Source organism: Acidovorax sp. 1608163, from assembly GCF_003669015.1.
Taxonomy (GTDB): domain Bacteria; phylum Pseudomonadota; class Gammaproteobacteria; order Burkholderiales; family Burkholderiaceae_C; genus Acidovorax.
In genome coordinates, this window is the sequence record NZ_CP033069.1 from 458,260 (window position 1) to 475,534 (window position 17,275).

Genomic DNA, 17,275 nt, shown 5'->3' on the forward strand with positions numbered 1-17,275 from the left:
AGAGGTTCTCATGAAGAAGCTTTGGCTCACTGCCACGCTGGTGGCTGCCCTGTCCGCCTGTTCCACTGTGCCCCAGGCCAGCGGCACCCTCAAAAAAGCCGAGATGGACCGCATTGCCGCAGCGCCCGCCGCCATGTCGGCCACCGCTGCTTCTGGCAGCTTCAGCCAGTTCCTGGCGTTGTCGGCGCAAATGCAGCCCGAGCTGGCCCCCGTCGTGGAGGCCTACAACAGCAAGGCCGCGTTGCAGGGCGATGACCTTGTCAACATCAGCCGCCTGCTGGGCCTGTACAACCGCCTGAAGAACCAGACCGCCGTGATCGACGCCACTGCGCGCATGGTGGCCATTCCCACGGTGCGAGCCGACAAGGTGCCGCCGCACGAAGACCCGCACATCATTGCCTTCGGCACCTTGGTGGAAGGCATGGCCAAAGAGTTTGGCCTGCAATACCGCAACGTGGACAACCGCATCTTTGAAGTGAAGCTGCCCGGCAGCGGCCCCGAAGAGTTCGGCATCCTGACCCACGCCGACGTGGTGCCCGTGGTGGCCGACGAATGGGTGCTGGACGACGGCACCAAGCTCGACCCCTTCAAGCTGACCCGCGTGGGCGGCAACCTGTACGGCCGGGGCTCCATTGACGACAAGGGTTCCATCGCCACCGTGCTGTACGCCATGAAGGCCGTGAAAGAAAGCGGCCTGCCGCTGGCCCGCACCATCCGCCTCATGATCGAAACCACCGAAGAAACCGGTGGCGACGCGATGAAGTACTACCGCACCAAGACCGCGCTGCCTGAGTACAACATTGTGCTCGACAGCAAGTACCCCGCCGTGGTGGCCGAAAAGGGTTCGGGCGCGCTGCGCACCACCTTTGCCCTGGGCGCCGCTGCAGGCAGCCAGCCCACCATCGTGGCCATGGCTGGAGCCGCATCGGCCAATGCGGTGCCCCAAACGGCCACCGCCCGCCTGCGTGGCGGCAACGCCGATGCCACCGCCCGCCAGCTCAGCGCTGCCAAGGATGCCTTCATCGGCAAATACACCGGCCAGGGCGGTAAGTTCAGCATCGACGTGGCGCGTGAAGGCGCAGATGTGCTGGTCAAGGTCACCGGTGTGTCGGCCCACGGCTCGCGCCCCGAAGAAGGCGTGAACCCGCTGCCGCGCCTGGCGCTGTTCCTGCAGCAATCGGGGGTGGCGGTGGCCGCCAATGGCTATGCCCAGGCCGTGAAGTACATCGCTGACCTGTATGGCGTGGACTACCTGGGCCGCACCATCGGCCTGGCCTACAGCGACGACTTCATGGGCCCGCTGACCATGTCGCCCAACCTGATCCGTGAGAAAGACGGCAAGGTCGATGTGCTGGTGAACGTGCGCATGCCCCGTGGCAACACGCCCGAAGCCCTGGCCAAGGCCACCACCGAACGCATCAAGGCCTGGGGCACCCAGGCCGGTGTGGCGGTGGAGGTGGACCACAACCAAGGCAACTGGATGGCCCGCGACCCCAAGGGCGCCTGGCTGGCCACGCTGCTCAACACCTTTGGCGACACCACCGGCCTGCCCGCGCAGCCTGTGCCCACGGCGGGCAGCACCACGGCCAAGCTGATGCCCAACGCCATCAACTTTGGCCCCGCCATGCCCGGCAAGAAGTACACGGCCCACAACGCCAAGGAGTTCAAGGAAGTGGTGGACCTGGACGCGGACATGCAGATGTTCACCGAAATGCTGGTGCGCATCGGCAACCTGCCGCAAATGCAGTGAGCTTGCGGATGGGGGCCTCCCGTGTGTTTTCTGGGCCCCGGTTCTTGATCCAGGTGCAAGACATCGGCATCGGCTGACAGGCGATGCCGGTGGCTTGCGCTACAGTGGCTGAGGACTCCGCGCGCAGCGCTCACACGGGCCAGCCAGCGCGGGGCGTTTCATGTTTCAGCACGGAAGGACCCCCATGGCCAAAGCTCCTGGCAAAGCCGCACCCGGCAAGACCTCTGCCCCCAGCATCAACATCGGCATCAGCGACAAGGATCGCGCTGCCATCGCCCAGGGCCTGTCGCGCCTGCTGGCCGACACCTACACCCTGTACCTCACCACCCACAACTTCCACTGGAACGTGACGGGTCCCATGTTCAACACGCTGCACACCATGTTCATGGCGCAGTACACCGAGCTGTGGAACGCGGTGGACCCGATTGCCGAGCGCATCCGCTCGCTGGGCCATGTGGCTCCGGGCTCGTACGCCGAGTTTGGCAAGCTGGCCACCGTGCCCGACGCCCCCGCCAAGCCACCCAAGGCGCTGGACATGGTGCGTGTGCTGGTCGAAGGCCACGAGGCCGTGGCCCGCACTGCGCGCAGCCTGTTCCCTCTGGCCGACAAAGCCAGCGACGAGCCCACGGCGGACCTGCTGACGCAGCGCCTGACGGTGCATGAACAGACGGCGTGGATGCTGCGCTCGCTGCTCGAAGAGTAAGAGCGGCTAACAAAACCCTTCTGGCGTCGTTGCCGCGTCTTGTCGTGCTACTTGTACTGCCTGCGACGCGGCGCCTAGCCAGAACCGCTGCGCTGGGTTTTGTTCTCCGCTCTAAGCCAGCTGCTGCGCTGTGAACCGAACGCCCGGTGGCCGTAAGGCCCCGGGCGTTTTTCTGGCCGGGCCGATGCCGAGCCTGCATCTGGGAAAATCCCGCCCCATGACCGCCGCCACCACCGTCCCCCGCAGCCGCTTTTCGCTTTATCTCGACCTCATCCGCTGGGACCGCCCCGCCGGCTGGCTGGTGTGCCTGTGGCCCACGCTGTCTGCGCTGTGGATTGCGGCCGATGGCTTCCCCGGCTGGCACCTGCTGGTGGTGTTTGTGCTGGGCACCTTCCTCATGCGCAGCGCCGGCTGCTGCGTGAACGATGTGGCCGACCGCGACTTTGACAAACACGTCAAGCGCACGGCGCAGCGGCCCGTGACCACGGGCGCCGTGTCGGTGAAAGAGGCGCTGGGTTTGGGCGCCGTGCTGGCCCTCGTGTCGTTTGGCCTGGTGCTCACCACCAACACCGCCGCCATCCTCTGGTCCGTGCCCGCCGTGCTGGTGGCCATTGCCTACCCGTTCACCAAGCGCCTTATCTCCATGCCGCAGGCGGTGCTGGGCATTGCGTTCAACTTTGGCATCGTCATCGCCTTCGCTGCGGTGCAGGGCAGCGTGCCCGCCGTGGCGTGGTGGATGTGGCTGGGCAATATGTTCTGGGTGCTGGCCTACGACACCGAATACGCCATGGTGGACCGTGACGACGACCTCAAGATCGGCATCAAGACCTCGGCCATCACCCTGGGCCGCTTTGACGTGGCGGGCATTGTGCTGTTCTATCTGCTTTTTATAGGAATTTGGGCTGTAGTGCTTGCTCCTTATGCGCTAGGCGCTATTTTTTATATAGCAATTGCTGCGGCACTGGCCCAGGCCGTGTGGCACTTCACTCTGATCCGCACGCGCACCCGCGAGGGCTGCTTCAAGGCGTTTCGCATCAACCACTGGCTGGGCGCCACGGTGTTTGCGGGCATTGCGGGCAGTTACCTGCTGCGGTGGCTGGGGGTGGTTGGGGCTTGAGGCTGCACGGCGCCGCAGCGGCCTGGCGATCGCTTGGAGGCATCTTCGGCGCAGCGCGTCCAACTGGCCCCAGTTTCTGCACTCGTGGCGCGGATGGTTGCAAGGTGTAAGGATTGTTGGGAGGTGTGTGGATGGCGCTCTGTGGCGCTTTCCTGAGCAGGGGGGCTCGATAAGATCGTGCGCCCTGTGCAGTCTCGGCCGGCCGAGCGATGGGTGCCGGTTTCCCCCTTCCTTGTCCCCTTCTTCTCGTCTGGCTTGCATGAAATCACCCACCTTCCCCCGTGCTGCACATTGCCTGTTCATCGCAGCCGCGCTGCTGAGCCTGGCGGCCCCCGCGCTGTCTGCCGACTACAGCCCCTACCCCAAGGCGGGGGTGTATGACGCCAGTGACAGCCGCTTCGAGCGCGTGTTGACCGTCAAGCCCAATGGCAAGTTCACGCTGGAGGTCTCGGAGATCGGCAAGCCGGGCCAGTTGCGCAGCGGTGCTGGCGAAGGCCGTTTGTCCGACGCGCCTGGCGGCTGGAGCTTCAGCGAAGGCCGGTGCAGCATGACCTTGAAGCGCGCGGCAGGTGGCATGCAGCTGCATGTCGAGACCTGTGCCAGTGCCTGGGGCGATGTGCCGTTTGACGGCAAGTACCAATTCAAGGGCGAAGCGGCCCCCATGCCTGTGGCCAAGGCGGCGCCCGCACCAGCGGCTGCCACGCCGTCCGCTGCGCCCGTGCCCCTTTCCGCCCCGCAGCCCTCCGGTGGGCCCTTGCCATCGCGCAAAGAACTGCGCCAGCAATGGTCCAACCTTTCGTCTGACACCGTGGCGGGCAAGAGCGCGGGCTTTTGGGCCCAGTCGACCGCAGGCAGCACCGCAGGCAATGGCCTGGAACGGTTTTCCCGGGCGGGCTTTGTGGTGGATGTGACGAGCGACTATGACCGCTTGCCCCCCGCTGAAATGGCCAAGTCCCCGCTGAAGCTGGTGGAGGTTCCCCTGCCTGTGGTCTCTGCCAAGGAGGGGCTGGAGTTTGAGGTCGATTGCAGCTTTGGCAAGTTCAACAAGGTGGTGGCCATCAACGTGAGCAGCCTGGGCAAAGGCAACCAAATGACCCGCAAGCGGGCCAGTGCGTGGGCCTTGGATGACCGTTGGCAGCCTGTGGAGATCAAGCCCGCCCACAAGGCCAAGTGCCCGCAAGGGATGTATTGAGCGGGACCCGCGCCGCCCCTTTGAAGCAGCCCTGGCGCCCGCCGCAGCGCCATGGGTTCGCCATTAAACTCGGCCGCTGCCGATGAACTCCCAGAGACGCCCATGACCCGCAATCCACTGACCGCTACTGTGATTGGCGGCAACGCCGTCGTGACGCAACCCCCCGTTCAGGAGGCGCTGTCCGTGTCGGCGGTTTCGGCCGCTCCTGTGGCGTTGCCTGCGCACTTTCCCGTCACGCTCCACGCCGATCAACAGCAGCTGGTGCAGCAAAACCTGTCGCAGGTGGACTTTCTGACCCTGCCCACGCGCGAGGTCGTCACCCTGGGCGGCGACGTGGAAACGGCCCTGCACCGCACGCTTGATGGCTTTCTCTCGCGCATCGACCAGGGCAACGACCCCAAAATCTTCAAGCTGATCGCGAACCTCAAAGAGGCCGTGGACAAGGAAGACCTGCCCGCGCTGGCGCAGCGCATCCTGAACCCCGAACCCACCTTGCTCTCGCGCATTGGTGGCCTGTTCAACAAGGCGGCTGCCGCCAAGGCGCTGGCCGCCGTGTGGGAGGAAACCCGCCGCATCGCCCTGGGCAAGACCAAGACGCTGGTCGATGTGGTGCAAAAGATGGATGGCGAGTTGCGCCAGGAGCAGCACAAGCTCGACACCGAAATCCGTGCGCTGGAGCAGCTCAAGGATTCGTACCGCGACCGCTACAGCGACTTTGTGGTGGTGGTGGCCTTCTTGTCGTTGTTTTTGTCGCGTGCGCGTGAGCAGGTAGCGCAGGCCGAGCAGAATGCCCAGCCCGGCAACCCGCAGGACACGGCCCACGTCACCGAACTCAAAGACAAGCTTCAGGCGCTGGAATCGCGCGCGCTGGCGCTCGAAGGCACGCTCAGCCGCCTTCCTGCCGACCAACTCGTGATCCGGCAACTGCAAAACGCCGCCATTGCCACGCTGCAAGAAACCACCACCACCGCATCGAGCCGCTTTGCCAGCATCAAGATGACGCTGCTCACGCTGCACGGCGCGCTGGTCACCCAGTCGGTGCAGCAGTTGGCCGACCAAGGCGCCGCGCTGGACCAGAACCTGGCCGGTGTGCGCTCGGCGTTGATGAAAGACGTGGTCACCAAGGCCGCCAACGCGCCGGGCGACAACCGCCTGGCCCAGGCGCAGCAGCTGCAGGCCATCGTGGCCGACACCGCGCAGCTGGTGGGCGTGGTGGAGCAAGCCCGTGCCGACAACCAGCAAAAGTTTGCCCAGGCCCGCGAGGTGTTTGCCCAGGCCCGCCAGGACATGCTGGCCGTGGGCCAGCAGCTGCGCCCCGACCAGGCCCTGAAATACTGACCCTGGCCCCCGGCCCGCCCCGCGCAATGCGCTGTGAGGGCGGGGCGCCCAGACACCCCCTGATGTTGCCCCGAAGGAAACCGACATGGCCCTTGAACTGAAGCTCTCCAAGCCCGGCGATACCGCCCCCAAACTGTCTCTGAACCTGGCCAAGCCTGCGCGCTTCACGGTGGAGCTGTCGTGGGATTCGGCGCACGACCTGGACACCCATGCGCTGCTTGCCACCAATGGCGGCGGTGGCGCCAAGGTCACCAGCTTTGACCAGGTGCTGAGCACCTACAACGCCAAGAAGACCAACCCGCAAGGCGTGTTGACCACCAACGCCGATGGCTCGTTCTCCACGCCCGAAGGCGGCATCACCCACTCGGGCGATGCACGCACCGGCGTGAACCTGGACGTGGACGAAACCCTGTCGATTGACGGCAGCAAGATCCCTGCGGGCGTGAACGAGATCCCGATCTTCGTGACCATCCACGCCGCAGCCGGCGCCAACTTCTCGTCCGTGAAAAACGCGGGCATCCGCATCAAGAACGACCAGGGCCTGGTGCTGGGCGAGTACCTGCTGTCCAACGAATTCGGTCCTTTCAACGCGGTGCAGATGGGCAGCCTGCTGCTGGACGGCAGCGGCTGGCATTACCTGGCCGCAGGCAGCGGGTTCAACGGCGATTTCAACTTCATCCTGTCGCACTTTTCTTGAGCGGCGAGGCGGGGGCGCAGTCCGTGTTCTTGTTCTGTAACGCCCCCTTTGAATCCATGCCCCTTGCCGGATGAAGCCCAAAGTCATCACCCACACCCCTGCCAGCCCGCAGGCGCAAGCAGCCGCCACGCCGGGGCCTGAAGCCGCAGGTGGCGCGGGCTTGCGGGCCACGGTCATTGCGCCGGGTGGGGTGCCTGCCACGGTGCAGGGGGCCTCGCGCCCCGCGCCCACCACGGTGGCGCCGCAGCCGGGTGTTGCACCCATTGCATCGCCCAGTGCTTCATCCGGGGCGCAAAAGGCCCCGCCCTCGGTGGTGCCGGGCACGATTCGCCGGGGTGTGGAGGTCAGCCTGCCGGAGCTGGTCCAGCGCTTTCCAGCCGCGATGCCCGAGGCGCTGCAGCAAGCCCAGCGCCTGCTGCAGGCCACCATCGTCGATACCCTGAGCGCGACCCAGGCCGCCCGCTGGGGCGAAGAGGCCCAGCAGCGCTATGGCGCGCTGGTCGATGCCTCGTTGCAGATCACCCAGGCCACCACGCTGCAGACCAGCCTGCGCCATGTGGCACGTTTGCATGCGCTGCTGCAAGGCATTGCCGACGAATGGCTGGCCCCCGCCAAGTCGCCGCTGCTGTTCTGGAAGACCAGCGCCGGGCCCGCAGCGCTGTTGCAGGCCAGCCAGGGCGAGCTGGCGCAACTGCGCCAGCATCTGGCCGAGGCCTTGCCCGCTCTGCGCAGCCTGCAGGCCGAGCTGCAAGGCATTGGCAGCGAACTGGCTCCGCTGGCCGTGCGGCTGGAGGCGCAAAGCCTGGCCGCGCACTACCTGGCCGATCTGCTGGACTCTGGCGCCGATCCACGCGCCCATGCCTTGCTGCAACGCGCCAGCGCGCTGGCGCAGACCGTGCTGCACATCCATGGGGGCCTGCAGCTGCGCCAAGGCAGCCAGCACAGCCTGGATGGGCTGATCCACCGCATCCAGGACACCGTGCTGATGGCCCTGCCTGCGTGGACAGAAAAAGTGGCCCTGGCCACCCAGGCGCGGCAGTTGAACGACACCGAACGCTACGCCCTGGCGCAGCAACTGCAAGGCCTGCTGGGCCTGCTCCACCTCTCTTAACTTGACGGACGACCGAACATGGCGCTCACCCTGGACCTGAACAAATCGCAACAAGCCCTGGTGCTCAACCTGGCCAAGGCGGGCGTGAGCGAACTGCCCAAAGTGGACGTAGCGTTTGTGATGGATGTCTCCGGCTCGTTTGACGACGAGCACCGCCAGGGCGTGACCAACGACCTGCTCACACGCCTGATCCCCTGGGCCGCGCTGTTTGACCCGGACCAAAAGATGGAGGTCTACACCTTCTCCAACGGCCCTCGCAATGTGCACCACGCCACGGATGTGAGCGCCAAGAACTACGCGGGCTATGTGCAGCGCGAAATCATTGGCTGCCCCGGCTACATGGGCGCGACCGACTACTCGTATGTGCTGGAGAGGGTGTTGACCGACTTCGGGTGGATGACCGAGAAGCCCAAGGGCTTTCTGAGCCGCTTGTTCGGCGGCGGCGAAGCCCCGGCACCTGTCGCCAAGCCCCGCCAGACGCTGATCTTCTTTGTGACCGATGGCGAAAGCGCCGACGAGGCCCGGACCACTGCGCTGCTGTCTGCCTCACAGGCGCGGGGCGACGGGGTGTATTTCCACTTCCTGGGGGTGAGCAACCAGTCCGCCCAGTTCCCCTACATCCAGGGCCTGGGGACAAGTTCAGCAACGTGGGCTTCACGGCGGTGAACCGGGTGCGCCAATGGGTGCAGCAGCCGGACGATGCCATCAACCAGTCGCTCATCAGCGACGAGCTGGTGGCTTGGCTGAAGGCGGGGCGGGCCTGAGGCGCGTTCGCCGCTTGGGTTTGGTTTGCTATTAAAAATATAGCTGCTGGCGCTTGCTCAATAAGCGCTAGCAGCTAATTTTGCTTGATGTTTTAGGCGTCAGCCGCCGAACTCGTTGCCCAGCTCGTCCGCCCGCTGGCGTGCGGCTTCCATGGCGCGCTCAAAGGCTGGGCCCACACCAGCGCCTTCCATGGATTGCAGCGCCGCGTAGGTGGTGCCGCCCTTGGACGTGACGCGCTGGCGCAGCACGGCCGGGGGCTCGTCGGAGCGGCGGGCCAGTTCAGAGGCGCCCACAAACGTGCCCACGGCCAATTGGTGCGCCTGCTGCTCGCTCAGCCCCATGCCCACGCCGGCACGGGTCATGGCTTCGAGGAAATAAAACACGTAGGCCGGGCCCGAGCCGGAGAGGGCCGTGACGGCATCCAGCTGCTTTTCGCTCTCTACCCACAGGAACTCGCCGGTGGACGCCATGATGGCTTCCACACTCTGGCGCTCGGCTGGCGTGACGGCGGGGCGGGCGTAGATGGCGCTCATGCCCTTGCCCACCAGGGCCGGTGTGTTGGGCATGGTGCGCACGATGCGCTCGGTGCCGAGCCATTGCGCGATGCTGCTGGAGCGGATGCCTGCGGCCACGCTCAGGTGCAGGGCGGCTGGGGTGTGGGACTTGGCCTGTGCGGCCGCGTCCTTGAAGGTTTGCGGCTTGACGGCCCAGACCACGATGCCTGCGCGCTGCAGGGCGGGGCCGGCCTCTGCCTGGGCTTCAATGCCGTAGTTTTTGCGCAGCGCCTCGCGTGCTTCGGCCCAGGGTTCCACCACCTCGATCTGGCTGGCAGGCAGGCCCTGGTGGATCAGCCCGCCAATGATGGCGCTGGCCATGTTGCCGCCGCCGATGAAAGCGATGACGGGCAGGGTGGAGGCAGAAGCGGGGGCAGAGGTGGTGCTCATGGTCGGTCAACAGTCTGGAAGGGCCACGATGGTAGCGCGGGCAGCACGTCAGCAACCTATTGAGTTTGGACCTCTGCGGTTTAGAAGTATCCAATCCGACTGAGCTGGCCGACGCCGGTATTGCGTTTCGGCAGGCTCGGTACAAGCGGCTTCAAGTGGGCTACCTACTTGCTCAGAAAAAAACCAGCGCTCAACACGATGCCGAGAAAAATCAAAATGCCCGAGCCAATAGATGCGATGCGGTCAAACGCTGAGTTGGCCAGTGCGGAGCTGTAGCTTTCATACTCCTCGATACCAGCGACGTTCCGACGATTGAATTTCCGTCGACCGATGAAAAAACGGCCGGCAAGACCGGCCACCAAGAAAACAATACCCCACACAAGACTCATAGCACCTCCCTTTAAAAAAAGAAGCGCAATGCTATCTAGCGAGGGTGAGCGTGGGTGTGTCAAATGCTTTCAGTTTCCTCTGTTTGTATCGGCCGTGCTTCAGGCGTGGTCAGGCTGCCGTGGTTTGTCGCACCGCGTGTTCCCAGTTCGCCATCAACTCTTGCGCGCGGCCGTTGCTCAGCGTGGGCACAAAACGGCGGTCGGCGCGCCACAGGTGGGAGAGTTCGCTGGTGCTGGCGTACACGCCGCTCGACAGGCCTGCCAGGTAGGCCGCGCCCAGCGCCGTGGTCTCGATGACCGCAGGGCGCACCACCGGGATGCCCAGCAGGTCGGCCTGGAACTGCATCAGCAGGTCGTTCACGCACGCGCCGCCATCCACGCGCAGCTCGCTCACCGGGGCGCCACCGGCGGCCACGGCGTCGCGGCTCATGGCCAGCAGCAGGGCGGCGCTTTGGTAGGCGATGCTCTCCAGCGCCGCGCGGGCGATGTGGGCAATGGTGCTGCCGCGCGTGAGGCCCGTGATGGTGCCGCGTGCGTCGGGCTTCCAGTAGGGGGCGCCCAGGCCGGTGAAGGCGGGCACCATCATCACGCCGCCCGAGTCGGGCACGCTTTGCGCGAGCGACTCGACCTCGCTGCTGTTGGTGATGGCGCGCAGGCCATCGCGCAGCCACTGCACCACGGCGCCGCCCACGAAGACCGAGCCTTCCATGGCGAACTCGGGCTGGGTGGTGGCTTGCGCCGCGCTGGTGGTGAGCAGGCCGTTCTGGCTGGTCTGGAAGGTGCTGCCCGTGTGCATGAGCATGAAGCAGCCCGTGCCATAGGTGTTCTTTGCCATGCCCGCCGTGAAGCAGGCTTGGCCGAACAGTGCGCTTTGCTGGTCGCCCGCCACGCCGCCGATGCGGATGGGGTGGCCCAGCAGGTCGGCCGCCGTGTCGCCAAAGTGGGCGGCCGAGGGCAGCACCTCGGGCAGCAGCGCCTTGGGAATGCGCAGCAGGGCCAGCAGCTCGTCGTCCCACTGGTTGGTGTGCACATTGAACAGCATGGTGCGCGAGGCGTTGCTCACGTCCGTCACATGCACCTGGCCGTGGGTCAGCTTCCACATCAGCCAGCTGTCGACCGTGCCAAAGGCCAGTTCGCCTCGTTCGGCCGCATCGCGCGCGCCGGGCACGTGGTCGAGCAGCCACTGCAGCTTGGTGCCGGAGAAGTAGGCATCCACCAGCAGGCCCGTCTTGGCCTGGATGGTGGCGGCGTGGCCTTGTTCGCGCAGCTGGGCGCAGGCGGGCTCGGCGCGGCGGTCTTGCCACACGATGGCGTGGTGCACGGGCTGGCCCGTCTTGCGGTTCCAGAGCACCGTGGTTTCGCGCTGGTTGGTGATGCCTACGGCGCGCACGGCGCTGGCCGCAATGCCCGCCTTGGCCAGCGCATCGCTTGCGGTGGCCAGCTGGGTGCGCCAGATTTCCAGCGGGTCGTGCTCCACCCAGCCGGGCTGGGGGTAGATCTGCGGCAGCTCCAGCTGCGCCTGGGCCACGATGTGGCCGCGTTCGTCAAAGACGATGCTGCGGGAGCTGGAGGTGCCTTGGTCGAGTGCGAGCAGGTAGGTCATAGAAGAATAGGTTTGTTAGGCATGTAGTTCGGCCCTAACTTGGAGAGCTGGCCCTTGAAAGCGCGCAGCCGATGCCAGCGACCGCCGCGCAAGGGCCGCCCCGCCGCGCTGGCGGTGTCCCCCTTCCCGAATTGCATCGCAATTCGAGAGAAGGGGGAAGGCGCGAAGCGGCTCAGGGGGATGCACTCCATCTTTCAGGCTGCCACGGTGCAGATCACACCGGCATCTTGCAGCAACGCGGGAAAAGGCTCAGGCGGGGGCGCATCGGTGAAGAGCCGCCCGATTTGATTGAGCGTGGCCAGCTGCACCATGGCCGGGCGGTTGAACTTGCTTTGGTCGGCCGCCAGCCACACCTCGCGGGCCTGGCCGATGATGGTTTGCGCCACCTTCACCTCGCGGTAGTCAAAGTCGCGCAGCGAGCCGTCGGGCTCGATGCCCGAGATGCCGATGAGGGCGATGTCCACCTTGAACTGGCGGATGAAATCCACCGCCGCTTCGCCCACGATGCCCCGGTCGCGCGGGCGCACCATGCCGCCGGCCACGATGACCTCGCACTCGGGGTTGCTGCACAGGATGGCCGCCACGTTCAGGTTGTTGGTGATGACGCGCAGGCCGCGGTGGTGCAGCAGGGCCTTGGCGATGGCCTCGGTCGTGGTGCCGATGTTCAGGATCAGCGAGCAGTTGTTCGGCACCTGTTCGGCCACGGCGCGGGCAATGCGGGCTTTGCCTTCGGCGTGCAGGGTTTCGCGCTGGGTGTGGGCCAGGTTCTCCACCGTGGAGCTGGGCACGCGCACCCCGCCATGAAAGCGCGTGAGCAGGCCCGACTCGGCCAGCCGCTGCACATCGCGGCGCACGGTCTGCAGGGTCACGCCCAGGGTGTCGGCCAGTTGTTCCACGGTGGCGGACTTGCGGGTGCGCACTTCTTCAAGCAGTTGCAGTTGGCGGGGGTTGGTGTTCACGGGCAGACGGATGGGTTGTGCGTTCGGGGGGGGGCTCGCCTGGGTGGTGCAGGCAGCGTTTTGTCATCGAATCGTAGCGAAACTGAAATGAACAGAAAGCGAACGCCGTACGCTTTGCTGGACTTTAAATCGAACGAAAACGAAATGATTAAGGGTAAACCTGGATTCGATTCGAATCAAAAAGAACAAAAATGAAAAATATCGAAAATCACGGGCGGCTGGCATCCATGCGGGTCGTCTTGTCACACAGGCCGTTGGGCCGGAAGAGGATGCTTCATGCAGCTGGCACTGGACAGCATCAGCAAAAGGGTGGGGGCGCAGACCTGGCTTTATGACATGAGCCTGGCCTTGCAAAGCAATGCCGTGACGGTGCTGCTGGGCGCTACGCAGGCGGGCAAGACCAGCCTGATGCGCATCATGGCGGGGCTGGACACGCCCACCGCAGGCAAGGTGACGGTGGATGGTGTGGATGTGACGGGCATGCCCGTGCGCGAGCGCAACGTGGCCATGGTGTACCAGCAGTTCATCAACTACCCCTCGATGAAGGTGTTTGACAACATCGCCTCGCCACTGAAGCTGCGCGGCGACAAGGACATTGACGCCCGGGTGCGCGAGTTGGCCGGGCGGCTGCACATCGACATGTTTCTGGACCGCTACCCGGCCGAGCTGTCGGGCGGGCAACAGCAGCGTGTGGCGCTGGCGCGTGCACTGGCCAAGGGCGCGCCGCTGATGCTGCTGGACGAACCCCTGGTGAACCTGGATTACAAGCTGCGCGAAGAGCTGCGCGAAGAACTGACGCAGCTGTTTGCCGCAGGCCAGTCCACGGTGGTGTACGCCACCACCGAGCCGGGCGAGGCGCTGCTGCTGGGCGGCTACACCGCCGTGCTCGATGAAGGTCGGTTGCTGCAATACGGCCCCACGGCCGAGGTATTCCATGCGCCCAATTCACTGAGTGTGGCGCGCGCCTTCAGCGACCCGCCGATGAACCTGATCCCTGCCACGCCATTGCCGCAAGGCGTGCGGTTGCAAGGCGGTAGCGATCTGGCCATTCCACTGCCCGCAGGCAGCGCCGCTGGCGCCTTGACGGTGGGCGTGCGCGCCAGTGCCCTGCGCGTGCATGCCCGCCCCGGCGATGTGAGCGTGAGCGGCGTGGTGGAGCTGGCCGAAATCTCGGGCTCGGACACCTTTGTGCACGCCCACACGCCCTGGGGCGAGCTGGTGGCACAGCTCACCGGCGTGCACTACTTTGAGCTGGGCACAAGCATCACCTTGCACCTGGACCCGGCGCAGGCCTATGTGTTTGGCGCAGACGAGCGCCTGGTGTGGGCGCCTGCCCGCCACCTGGCTGTACAAGGAGGTCGCTGAGATGGCGCGTATCAGTCTGGACTTGGCGCATTCGTACAAGCCCCACCCGCAGCAGGACAGCGACTACGCGCTGCTGCCCTTGAAGATGGAATTTGAAGACGGCGGCGCCTATGCGCTGCTGGGCCCCTCGGGCTGTGGCAAGACCACCATGCTCAACATCATGTCGGGCCTGCTCGTGCCATCGCACGGCAAGGTGCTGTTTGATGGCCGCGACGTGACCCGCGCCAGCCCACAGGAGCGCAACATTGCGCAGGTGTTCCAGTTCCCGGTGATCTACGACACCATGACGGTGGCCGAGAACCTGGCCTTTCCGCTGAAGAACCGCAAGGTGCCCGAAGCCCAGATCAAAGAGCGCGTGGGCGCGATTGCCGAGATGCTGGAGATGAGCCACCAGCTCAACATGCGCGCAGCGGGCCTGTCGGCCGACCAGAAGCAAAAAATATCGCTGGGCCGTGGCCTGGTGCGATCGGACGTGGCGGCGGTGCTGTTTGACGAGCCGCTCACGGTGATCGACCCGCACCTCAAGTGGCAGCTGCGTCGCAAGCTCAAGCAGATCCACCATGAACTCAAGCTCACGCTGATCTACGTGACGCACGACCAGGTGGAGGCGCTGACCTTTGCCGACCAGGTGGTGGTGATGACGCGGGGCCGTGCGGTGCAGGTGGGATCGGCCGATGCGCTGTTTGAGCGGCCCCAGCACGTGTTTGTGGGGCACTTCATTGGCTCGCCGGGCATGAACTTTTTGCCTGCGCAGTCGGAAGGTGCCGAGCTGACCGTAGCGGGCCATCGCCTGGCGGCCCCCGCGGGGCGCGCGCTGCCCGCTGGTTCGCTGCAGGTCGGCATTCGCCCCGAATACCTGGCGCTGGCCGCTGCGCAGCAGCCCGGCGCATTGGCCTGCAGCGTGGCGCAGGTGCAGGACATCGGCACCTACCTGATGCTGACCGCGAAGGTGGGCGAGCACACGCTCAAGGCTCGCTTCAGCCCCGAGACGCGGCTGCCCTCGGCAGGCGATACGGTGTGGCTGCAGGTGCTGGGTGAGCACACCTGCTTTTACAAGAATGAGGAGTTGCTGGCATGAGCGCAACCACCAAACCCGTGAACCAGAAGGCCTGGTTCCTGATCCTGCCGGTCATCCTCTGCGTGGCCTTCTCGGCCATCTTGCCGTTGATGACGGTGGTGAACTATTCGGTGCAAGACATCATCAGCCCCGAGCGCCGCGTTTTTGTGGGCACCGAGTGGTTTGCCGCCGTGATGCGCGACGAGGAGTTGCACTCGGCCCTGTGGCGGCAGATCACCTTCTCGCTGGCCGTGCTGGCGGTGGAGATTCCGCTGGGCATTCTGCTGGCGCTGTCCATGCCCGCGCAGGGCTGGAAGTCGTCCGCCGTGCTGGTGGTGGTGGCGCTGTCGCTGCTGATTCCGTGGAACGTGGTGGGCACCATCTGGCAGATTTATGGCCGGGCCGACATTGGCCTGATGGGCCGCATGCTGCAGGAGATGGGCATTGAATACAGCTACACCGGCAACGCCACGCAGGCCTGGCTCACGGTGCTGCTGATGGATGTGTGGCACTGGACACCACTGGTGGCGCTGCTGGCCTTTGCCGGGCTGCGCTCCATCCCCGATGCGTACTACCAGGCAGCCCGCATCGATGGCGCCAGCAAGCTGGCGGTGTTCCGCTACATCCAGCTGCCCAAGATGCGCGGCGTGCTGATGATTGCGGTGCTGCTGCGCTTCATGGACAGCTTCATGATCTACACCGAGCCCTTTGTGCTCACCGGTGGCGGGCCGGGCAATGCGACCACGTTCCTGTCGCAGTACCTCACGACCAAGGCCGTGGGCCAGTTCGACCTGGGCCCTGCCGCAGCGTTCTCGCTGATCTATTTCTTCATCATCTTGCTGCTGTGCTTCATCCTCTACAACTGGATGCAGCGGGTGGGCACCGTCAGCGACGAAGGGGCTGGCCATGCATGAAAAACGCTTCCAAAAACGCACGCTGTTCCTGATCGCGTACCTGCTGTTTGCGCTGTTGCCCATCTACTGGATGGTGAACATGAGCTTCAAGACGAATGCCGAAATTCTTTCGACGTTCTCCTTTTTTCCGCAGCACTTTACGTGGGACAACTACAAGACCATCTTCACCGATGAGAGCTGGTATTCGGGCTACATCAACAGCCTGATCTACGTCAGCATCAACATGGTGATCACGCTCACCGTGGCGCTGCCAGCGGCCTATGCGTTCTCGCGCTACAGCTTCCTGGGTGACAAGCATGTGTTCTTCTGGCTGCTCACAAACCGCATGACGCCGCCGGCCGTGTTTTTGCTGCCGTTCTTTCAGCTCTACACCACCGTGGGGCTGATGGACACGCACATTGCCGTGGCGCTGGCGCATCTTTTGTTCAGCGTGCCGCTGGCGGTGTGGATTTTGGAAGGCTTCATGAGTGGCATTCCGCGCGAGATCGACGAGACGGCCTACATCGATGGCTACAGCTTTCCGCGCTTTTTCCTCACCATCTTCCTGCCGCTCATCAAGGCCGGTGTGGGTGTAGCGGCGTTCTTCTGCTTCATGTTCAGCTGGGTGGAGCTGCTGCTGGCCCGCACGTTGACCAGCGTGAACGCCAAGCCCATCGTGGCCACGATGACGCGCACGGTGAGCGCCAGCGGCATGGACTGGGCCACGCTGGCGGCGGCGGGTGTGCTGACCATCGTGCCGGGTGCGATCGTGATCTGGTTTGTGCGCCACTACATCGCCAAGGGTTTCGCGATGGGACGGGTGTGATGCACCCCCTGAGTCGCCTGCGGCGCCTTCCCCCTCCAGGGGGACGACGCCCTCGCTGCGGGGCGGCCCTGGCTCGGCGTCCCTGGCCTTGGGCGTGCCAGTAGGGATGTGCTTTGGCGGTATCTGACGCCACGCTAATGGAAAGGAATGCTTCAAATGTTTGACTGGATGGCTTGGACGTTGCCCGTGGCGGTGTTCTTCATCTGCATCGTGCTCATGCTGATCGGCATGGCGGTGTGGGAGGTGAAATCGCCCACAACGATGCGCAAGGGCTTTTTGCCGCTGGAGACCACGCGCGGTGATCGGCTTTTTATCGGGCTGCTGTCGGCGGCCTATGTGAACCTGATTTTTGTGGGCATCAGCGGCAAGCTGGCGCAGTGGTTCAGCTTGGATGGCGATCCGTCCATCTGGATCAGCTTTGTGCTGTCGATGGCGCTGCTGGCGCTGGTGATGCGCAAGGGGTGATGGGCGCTTGGGCATCTGTGCGGTATCAAAACGATAGCTGCCAGCGCTTATTTGGTAAGTGATTGAGATAAAAAAGTATCTGAAGCATAGGTGCAGCAAGC

17 protein-coding genes are annotated in these 17,275 nt (G+C 64.8%); 13 read left to right on the forward strand and 4 right to left on the reverse strand.

The features are described from left to right. The first annotated feature begins 10 nt into the window (after positions 1-10). The 8 genes from EAG14_RS02000 (at position 11) to EAG14_RS02035 (ending at position 8,574) form a co-directional block, all read left to right on the forward strand. The gene (locus EAG14_RS02000; protein ID WP_121727917.1) at positions 11-1,750 is read left to right on the forward strand and encodes a dipeptidase; all 1,740 of its coding nucleotides are present in this window, start codon (positions 11-13) and stop codon (positions 1,748-1,750) included. 184 nt (positions 1,751-1,934) lie between these two features. Next, entirely contained in the window at positions 1,935-2,453 is a 519-nt protein-coding gene (locus EAG14_RS02005; RefSeq protein ID WP_056647935.1) for a Dps family protein, read from the forward strand. 217 nt (positions 2,454-2,670) lie between these two features. Further along, entirely contained in the window at positions 2,671-3,570 is a 900-nt protein-coding gene (ubiA, locus tag EAG14_RS02010) for a 4-hydroxybenzoate octaprenyltransferase (protein WP_121730251.1), read from the forward strand. 259 nt (positions 3,571-3,829) lie between these two features. Continuing rightward, positions 3,830-4,762, forward strand: coding sequence for a hypothetical protein (locus EAG14_RS02015; protein WP_205603487.1), 933 nt, complete (start codon positions 3,830-3,832; stop codon positions 4,760-4,762). Positions 4,763-4,864: 102 nt separating this feature from the next. After that, positions 4,865-6,100: a hypothetical protein gene (locus EAG14_RS02020; protein WP_121727918.1), complete on the forward strand. Its 1,236-nt coding sequence runs from the start codon at positions 4,865-4,867 to the stop codon at positions 6,098-6,100. Between the two features lie 85 nt (positions 6,101-6,185). Next, positions 6,186-6,797 (forward strand): TerD family protein, encoded by a 612-nt coding sequence (locus tag EAG14_RS02025; RefSeq protein ID WP_099656898.1) that lies wholly within the window; start codon positions 6,186-6,188, stop codon positions 6,795-6,797. Between the two features lie 70 nt (positions 6,798-6,867). Continuing rightward, on the forward strand, positions 6,868-7,908 hold the full coding sequence (locus EAG14_RS02030; protein WP_121727919.1) for a hypothetical protein: 1,041 nt from the start codon (positions 6,868-6,870) through the stop codon (positions 7,906-7,908). Positions 7,909-7,926: 18 nt separating this feature from the next. Beyond that, entirely contained in the window at positions 7,927-8,574 is a 648-nt protein-coding gene (locus EAG14_RS02035; protein ID WP_121727920.1) for a VWA domain-containing protein, read from the forward strand. A 197-nt stretch (positions 8,575-8,771) separates the two neighbouring features. On the opposite strand, the gene proC is transcribed toward EAG14_RS02035, so the two are convergent. The 4 genes from proC to EAG14_RS02060 form a co-directional block, all read right to left on the reverse strand. Beyond that, positions 8,772-9,617, reverse strand: coding sequence for a pyrroline-5-carboxylate reductase (proC, locus tag EAG14_RS02040; protein WP_099742224.1), 846 nt, complete (start codon positions 9,615-9,617; stop codon positions 8,772-8,774). A gap of 164 nt (positions 9,618-9,781) precedes the next feature. Beyond that, positions 9,782-10,006, reverse strand: a complete 225-nt coding sequence (locus EAG14_RS02045; RefSeq protein ID WP_121727921.1) for a molybdenum ABC transporter permease — start codon at positions 10,004-10,006, stop codon at positions 9,782-9,784. 109 nt (positions 10,007-10,115) lie between these two features. Beyond that, positions 10,116-11,609: a glycerol kinase GlpK gene (glpK, locus tag EAG14_RS02050; protein ID WP_121727922.1), complete on the reverse strand. Its 1,494-nt coding sequence runs from the start codon at positions 11,607-11,609 to the stop codon at positions 10,116-10,118. Positions 11,610-11,803: 194 nt separating this feature from the next. Then, entirely contained in the window at positions 11,804-12,568 is a 765-nt protein-coding gene (locus EAG14_RS02060) for a DeoR/GlpR family DNA-binding transcription regulator (protein ID WP_121727923.1), read from the reverse strand. 276 nt (positions 12,569-12,844) lie between these two features. Here EAG14_RS02060 and EAG14_RS02065 point away from each other — a divergent pair, with 276 nt between their 5' ends. The 5 genes from EAG14_RS02065 (at position 12,845) to EAG14_RS02085 (ending at position 17,174) form a co-directional block, all read left to right on the forward strand. Beyond that, positions 12,845-13,933 (forward strand): ABC transporter ATP-binding protein, encoded by a 1,089-nt coding sequence (locus EAG14_RS02065; protein WP_121727924.1) that lies wholly within the window; start codon positions 12,845-12,847, stop codon positions 13,931-13,933. A gap of 1 nt (position 13,934) precedes the next feature. Next, positions 13,935-15,011 (forward strand): ABC transporter ATP-binding protein, encoded by a 1,077-nt coding sequence (locus tag EAG14_RS02070; RefSeq protein ID WP_121730252.1) that lies wholly within the window; start codon positions 13,935-13,937, stop codon positions 15,009-15,011. Next, positions 15,008-15,904 carry a carbohydrate ABC transporter permease gene (locus EAG14_RS02075; RefSeq protein ID WP_099656891.1) on the forward strand — a complete coding sequence of 299 codons (897 nt, stop codon included), beginning with the start codon at positions 15,008-15,010 and terminating at the stop codon, positions 15,902-15,904. Before EAG14_RS02070 ends, EAG14_RS02075 begins: the two co-directional genes overlap by 4 nt. Then, positions 15,897-16,709, forward strand: coding sequence for a carbohydrate ABC transporter permease (locus EAG14_RS02080; RefSeq protein ID WP_099656890.1), 813 nt, complete (start codon positions 15,897-15,899; stop codon positions 16,707-16,709). The genes EAG14_RS02075 and EAG14_RS02080 overlap by 8 nt, the downstream gene beginning before the upstream one ends. 156 nt (positions 16,710-16,865) lie before the next feature. Then, positions 16,866-17,174: a DUF2160 domain-containing protein gene (locus tag EAG14_RS02085; RefSeq protein ID WP_099656889.1), complete on the forward strand. Its 309-nt coding sequence runs from the start codon at positions 16,866-16,868 to the stop codon at positions 17,172-17,174. The last annotated feature ends 101 nt before the right edge of the window (positions 17,175-17,275 follow it).

What these genes read in the sequence shown, in the direction of transcription:
- EAG14_RS02045 (WP_121727921.1), bottom strand. Translation starts at nt 10,006, where the DNA reads ATGAGTCTTGTGTGGGGTATTGTTTTCTTGGTGGCCGGTCTTGCCGGC.
- EAG14_RS02015 (WP_205603487.1), top strand. Translation starts at nt 3,830, where the DNA reads ATGAAATCACCCACCTTCCCCCGTGCTGCACATTGCCTGTTCATCGCA.
- EAG14_RS02000 (WP_121727917.1), top strand. Translation starts at nt 11, where the DNA reads ATGAAGAAGCTTTGGCTCACTGCCACGCTGGTGGCTGCCCTGTCCGCC.
- EAG14_RS02005 (WP_056647935.1), top strand. Translation starts at nt 1,935, where the DNA reads ATGGCCAAAGCTCCTGGCAAAGCCGCACCCGGCAAGACCTCTGCCCCC.
- EAG14_RS02085 (WP_099656889.1), top strand. Translation starts at nt 16,866, where the DNA reads ATGTTTGACTGGATGGCTTGGACGTTGCCCGTGGCGGTGTTCTTCATC.
- EAG14_RS02035 (WP_121727920.1), top strand. Translation starts at nt 7,927, where the DNA reads ATGGCGCTCACCCTGGACCTGAACAAATCGCAACAAGCCCTGGTGCTC.
- EAG14_RS02025 (WP_099656898.1), top strand. Translation starts at nt 6,186, where the DNA reads ATGGCCCTTGAACTGAAGCTCTCCAAGCCCGGCGATACCGCCCCCAAA.
- EAG14_RS02080 (WP_099656890.1), top strand. Translation starts at nt 15,897, where the DNA reads ATGCATGAAAAACGCTTCCAAAAACGCACGCTGTTCCTGATCGCGTAC.
- EAG14_RS02020 (WP_121727918.1), top strand. Translation starts at nt 4,865, where the DNA reads ATGACCCGCAATCCACTGACCGCTACTGTGATTGGCGGCAACGCCGTC.
- glpK (WP_121727922.1), bottom strand. Translation starts at nt 11,609, where the DNA reads ATGACCTACCTGCTCGCACTCGACCAAGGCACCTCCAGCTCCCGCAGC.
- ubiA (WP_121730251.1), top strand. Translation starts at nt 2,671, where the DNA reads ATGACCGCCGCCACCACCGTCCCCCGCAGCCGCTTTTCGCTTTATCTC.
- proC (WP_099742224.1), bottom strand. Translation starts at nt 9,617, where the DNA reads ATGAGCACCACCTCTGCCCCCGCTTCTGCCTCCACCCTGCCCGTCATC.
- EAG14_RS02075 (WP_099656891.1), top strand. Translation starts at nt 15,008, where the DNA reads ATGAGCGCAACCACCAAACCCGTGAACCAGAAGGCCTGGTTCCTGATC.
- EAG14_RS02065 (WP_121727924.1), top strand. Translation starts at nt 12,845, where the DNA reads ATGCAGCTGGCACTGGACAGCATCAGCAAAAGGGTGGGGGCGCAGACC.
- EAG14_RS02030 (WP_121727919.1), top strand. Translation starts at nt 6,868, where the DNA reads ATGAAGCCCAAAGTCATCACCCACACCCCTGCCAGCCCGCAGGCGCAA.
- EAG14_RS02070 (WP_121730252.1), top strand. Translation starts at nt 13,935, where the DNA reads ATGGCGCGTATCAGTCTGGACTTGGCGCATTCGTACAAGCCCCACCCG.